6 protein-coding genes are annotated in these 4715 nt (G+C 54.1%); 1 reads left to right on the forward strand and 5 read right to left on the reverse strand.

Features of this window, described 5'->3' with window-relative positions; genetic code table 11:
- Positions 1-97: 97 nt before the first annotated feature.
- The 3 genes from tnpC to tnpA are packed head-to-tail and all read right to left on the reverse strand — an operon-like array spanning position 98 to position 2345.
- Positions 98-1597, reverse strand: coding sequence for an IS66 family transposase (gene tnpC / locus H5P28_RS00600; RefSeq protein ID WP_185673694.1), 1500 nt, complete (start codon positions 1595-1597; stop codon positions 98-100).
- Between the two features lie 59 nt (positions 1598-1656).
- A complete protein-coding gene (gene tnpB / locus H5P28_RS00605; RefSeq protein WP_185673693.1) occupies positions 1657-2001 on the reverse strand; it encodes an IS66 family insertion sequence element accessory protein TnpB in 345 nt (114 codons plus the stop codon).
- On the reverse strand, positions 1995-2345 hold the full coding sequence (tnpA, locus tag H5P28_RS00610) for an IS66 family insertion sequence element accessory protein TnpA (protein ID WP_185673692.1): 351 nt from the start codon (positions 2343-2345) through the stop codon (positions 1995-1997). The genes tnpB and tnpA overlap by 7 nt, the downstream gene beginning before the upstream one ends.
- Positions 2346-2373: 28 nt before the next feature.
- On the opposite strand from tnpA, the gene H5P28_RS00615 reads away from it, so the two are divergent.
- Entirely contained in the window at positions 2374-2535 is a 162-nt protein-coding gene (locus H5P28_RS00615) for a hypothetical protein (protein WP_185673774.1), read from the forward strand.
- A gap of 160 nt (positions 2536-2695) precedes the next feature.
- On the opposite strand, the gene H5P28_RS00620 is transcribed toward H5P28_RS00615, so the two are convergent.
- Positions 2696-3217, reverse strand: a complete 522-nt coding sequence (locus tag H5P28_RS00620; protein WP_185673775.1) for a hypothetical protein — start codon at positions 3215-3217, stop codon at positions 2696-2698.
- A 1140-nt stretch (positions 3218-4357) separates the two neighbouring features.
- On the reverse strand, positions 4358-4715 hold a 358-nt coding region (locus H5P28_RS00625; RefSeq protein ID WP_185673776.1), incomplete at its 5' end, for a hypothetical protein.

Raw genomic sequence — 4715 nt, forward strand, 5'->3', positions numbered from 1 at the left:
GTAAGCGTCCGGAGTGTGTCCTGCTTGAGTTGCCTTTGTGAGGGTGGATTTTTCTCTCTGGTAACCCTTGGGGTTTCCCACTGGTTACGATTTGGATTCAGGCTTGGGTTGCTATTGGTGACCATTTGGCAGGTGACAGAGCGCTGATGTCGTGCTGGTTGGTCATATTGGGGAGGCGCGAGAGGATGTTGCGCAGGTATTGGAAGGGTTCGATGTTGTGGCGCTGGCAGGAGACGACGATGGAGTAGATGATGGCGGATCGTTGGCCGGCCTCGGGGTGTCCGATGAAGAGGAAGTTTTTCTTTCCCAGGGCTGAGGGGCGGATGGCATTTTCCATGAGGTTGTTGTCGATCTCGGCGATGCCGTGTTTTTGGAAGGCAACGAGCTGGGGCCACTGGGAGATGGCGTAGGCGCAGGCCTTGCCGAGGGCGGACTTGGGGAGGGCCTTTCGGCTGGCGAGGGAGATGACCTTTTGCAGGCGGGTCAGCGTGATCTCATTTTCTCGCTGACGGCGGCGTTTGCGCTCGTCGGGGACGAGGTTTTCTTCGCGGTAAGTGGCCTCGCGTTCGTAAAGCCTGGCCATGAGTCGGAGCACGAGGGTGGCTTCGCGTTTGTTGGAGGCGAGGGCGTCGTAAAACTTGCGCCGGACGTGGGCCATGCAGCCCAGGGCGATGACGTCCTTGTTGCCCGAGGCATAGTCTTCGTAGGCGCCGTAGGCATCGGACTGGAGCAGGCCGGTGTATCCGTCCAGCAATGACGTCAGCTCGCCGTGTCGGCGAGAGAGCCGCCAGTCAAAGACGACGTCGCCGCCGGGCCGCGAGATGGCCCAGAGCCAGCCCTGTTCGGTTTTGCCTTTTTTGTGGTCGGAGTCGCAGTAGCGCACCGGCGTCTCGTCCGCCTGGATGTAGGGGCCCGCGAGCAAGTCCGTTCGCATGTAGTTGTAGATGGGCTTGAGCCACTCGGCTACGGCCTCGACCCAGTCTGTCATGGTTTTTCGTGACAAAGGTGCGCCCCACATGGACGAGGCTTTTTCCTGGCGGTAAAGCGGCTGGTGCTGCACGTATTTGCTTAAAACGATCCAGGCCAACAGGCCCGCCGAAGCGTAGCTGCCGTCGATCACGCGCCTGGGCGCGGGGGCCACCACCGGCGGCTGCGAGCGGTCAAGCTTGCGGCGATACCTGGGGCGAACGAGGCGGCGTTTAAACAGCTTCGGCGGGTGGATATCGACTTCAAGGGTCTCTTCTTCGGCGATCTTCTCAAAGGCTTCCGGCTCGGCCTGCACCTCCGGCGGCTCAATCACCACGGTCTCCTCCACCGGCAGGTCCTTGAAGCGCTCAGCAGGCGTTTCATGTTTGCCCGCCTTGGGGGCACGACGTTCGTAAGCGATACTTTGTTTTTCGACCGCTTCGAGTTGGCGCTCCAGGTCGTCCAGGCGCAAGCGCAGTTGAGCGCTGTCGAGCTTCTCACTTTTGCCCGCCCCGAAGAGCTGCTTTTTGAGCCAGTCCACCTGCTCGCGTAAAACCGCAATCACGCCGTTTTGCTCATCGACGATGCGCCGCAACTGTTCCACATCCGGGGAGCCCGCGTCGCTGTCCATGCCTGTATCCAAAACATGATACGATGGCCGTCAAGACAGTGTTGAGAACCGTGCTGATTTTAACGCTCGTACCACGCCTTGAGCGTCCCCTGCTTCAGGTCGATGCCGTTCATCAGCATGGTCATCGCCGCCGGGGTGATCGTCAGCTTGCGTGTGTCGCTGCCGATCGGCCAGCTCAGCCGCCCCTGCTCGATGCGCTTGGCAAACACCCACACCCCCGTCCCGTCAAAATACAGCAGCTTTAGGCGGTTGCGCGTCTTGTTCGTAAAGGCGAACAGCGCCCCGCCCTTGGGATCTTCGCCCAAGTGGTCCCGTGCCACCGCCCACAGCCCGTCAAACTGCTTGCGCATGTCCACCGGCTCCACCGCCACAAAAACTCGCAGCTGATGGGGCAAGCTCAGCATCGCAACGCCTTGACCAATGCCGCCAGCGACTGCGCATCGCCCCCGCGCAAGATCAGCCCCTCCGGCAAACATACCTCCAACAAAGAGGCCCCGCAGGACGGCACCGTCATCTCATGGAAAAGAGGTTTAGACTCGACGCCTCCACCTGCCTGACTGCGCTCGCGACGCTGCTTGAGCCAGTACACCAGCGTGTTGTAGGCCACTCCCTCGCGCCGCGCAAAGGCCTTCTGCGTCAATCCGCTCCCATCGTAGCTCTCAAGTAAACGCTCACGCTCCTCACGACTCTCGATCCGACGACCCCGACTGTCGCGCTTCGCCCCCGTATCCACCAACTCCAAATCCATCCACAAATCTTACACCAGACTGCCTGCTTTGAAAAGTGGGACCAAGCCCGGACGGTTACGCTTCCGTGAGCGCACCCTGTGGTCCCTCCAGAACGCATTCACCGAAGCCCTCAAGGGAAACCTCAACCTCCTGCCCACCAGAACCGAACGCCTCCACCGGCTCCTCGACGCCCACGCCGGGGTTAACTGAGGAGCGGACGGCGGGAGGCAGCCCAAGGAATGCCTCCGCTGTCCCCGAGCAGGCCGGAGGCGAACAATAAAAGAAGCCGCTTGGGGTACGGCTTCTTTTTAGCTCGAAAAACATCTCAGCGAAACAGCCAAAACGAAAACGTCCAATGTTTAAATTATTGTCATGACCCCTTCTGGTTCTGTGACCCCTTCTGAGGAGCGGGGGCTGGCTTTGTTTGCCTGTCCTCAACATCCTTGGGTTGCTTAACCTTCCTTCTTTCAACTTGATGATAGCGTTTCATCAAATCAAAAACCTCTTTGATGTTCTCAGGGCTGCTCGTAATCACGAGGTCATATTTGTAAGGCCTCATGACGGATATCGCATCTATCGCATAAGGTGACAGCGATAGTTGGCTGTGCGGAACACTCAGGAAATCAATCCCTTCATTCTGGATAAAACGAACAAGCTCAAACTCTTCACTACTGTAGCTTGTATCGTGATAATCCAATGGGTCGATGCCCTCCTCGGGAACAGAGGGTGGATAATTCTGGCTCTCGTTGACCGTGATAATCCATGTTTCCAAGTGTTCCCTTCCATTGTCCAGATTGCTCCGATCAGGAGCGAAGACATCTTCTGCGCCCGAAGCCTGACATGCCGTAAACAGGATTGGGACGAGAAAGAAGGCAGTCAGAGGCAGCTTCATTGGTTACGCCTCCACTGCTTCGATTTACAGTCATAAGTCCATGTGCCACCGCAACGTCTATCGAGTTGAGCCATTGACTGACCCATTGCACCACTCGTCCCCGTAAAGACTGTTGGCTGTCTGTCACACTCCAACTTGAGGGTAACCCGATCACAGCATGAGTCCTTCTTCTTACATTCAGCCTCTGCGGTTTTTCGTCCCTCTGCCAGCAACCGACTAATCCCTTCGATGACATTATCTGTCGTATAATGAATGTCACCATCTTCATTGAGCATGTCCTTGAATACATCAGGATTAACAGCCCTTTGATCGCTCGGTATCAAGCTATTGGCGTGTTGTGGTTGGCAACCACCATAGCCATAGTATTGGCCACAATTCCCATTAACTGGAGGATCGGGGTAGCCAATAGAGAGACCATATGGGGTCATGTCAATAATTTAAACATTGCTACTGTATATTGAATTACTGACGCGGGAGGGGTGCACATGGAGGATCACATGGTAAACCGCACCAGCGAACTGAAAGCGAACAGCCCTTGCCATACGCACACCTCAGCACAAACACAGGCATAAATCAACATTTAAATCATTGACATGACCCCTTTCGCCCCCTTTCGCCTTTCGCTCCCGTTTCGCTCCCGTTTCGCTCCCGTTTCGCTCCCGCATCATTCCCAACCATGCCATACAGGTTTGCCCCCCCCCTTTTCTTCGATGGGATCCCTTGACTGCCACTCAATGATCCAATCGTGACTTAATGCTAGCAAATGCTGCTATGCATAGTGCGATCGAAAACACAAAAATATTGGCACATTTAAAATCACCAGATCCAACCACAAGCACAGACTGATTGCTAGACATAGCTTTTACTACTAAAAAAAATCTACCGATCTACCACTTACCCATGCGACAGATATAGAACCAATAAAAACCACTAAAAAGCACTTAGTATTGCTCAATGACTCATTAGCTATAACACGCCCCACGCATGCTACATACAGTATGAGCAAAACAGAAAAAGCGAGAGATATCGTCGTAGACTTATTAACTCCGATTAGCGCAAGATTGCTTTGACATGAAACAGTAAATCCATAAGCCAGCACACCCAGAACTGCAAGTGACAACGGGTAGATATATTTGTATATTAATTTTGACCACATACAGGACAATTCTCTTCTGTAAAACTATCCAGATCCACATATACAGTAGTCCTAGAATTCGTTCCAACTATTTCTCTTGTATAACGAAGAACACATTCAACAGTCAAGTCATCTCCGTCACAATGAAAAAATGCCAAAACGACTCCATCCGCAGGCGAAAGGCCATCGACATCCCCTGAAAATAAAATTTGCCCATAGCCACTCGCATCTACAAACCCGTGGGTTGAATTCGTCTCATTCGCTCGTACCTCTATTGCCGTTATAACTGCCTGCCTTGTTATATACTCTTCCACCATTTGAGCGGCTTCGGCAACCAGACTGGATAGTATTTGCTCTAATATA

The sequence above is a fragment of the Ruficoccus amylovorans genome (assembly GCF_014230085.1).
GTDB lineage: Bacteria > Verrucomicrobiota > Verrucomicrobiia > Opitutales > Cerasicoccaceae > Ruficoccus > Ruficoccus amylovorans.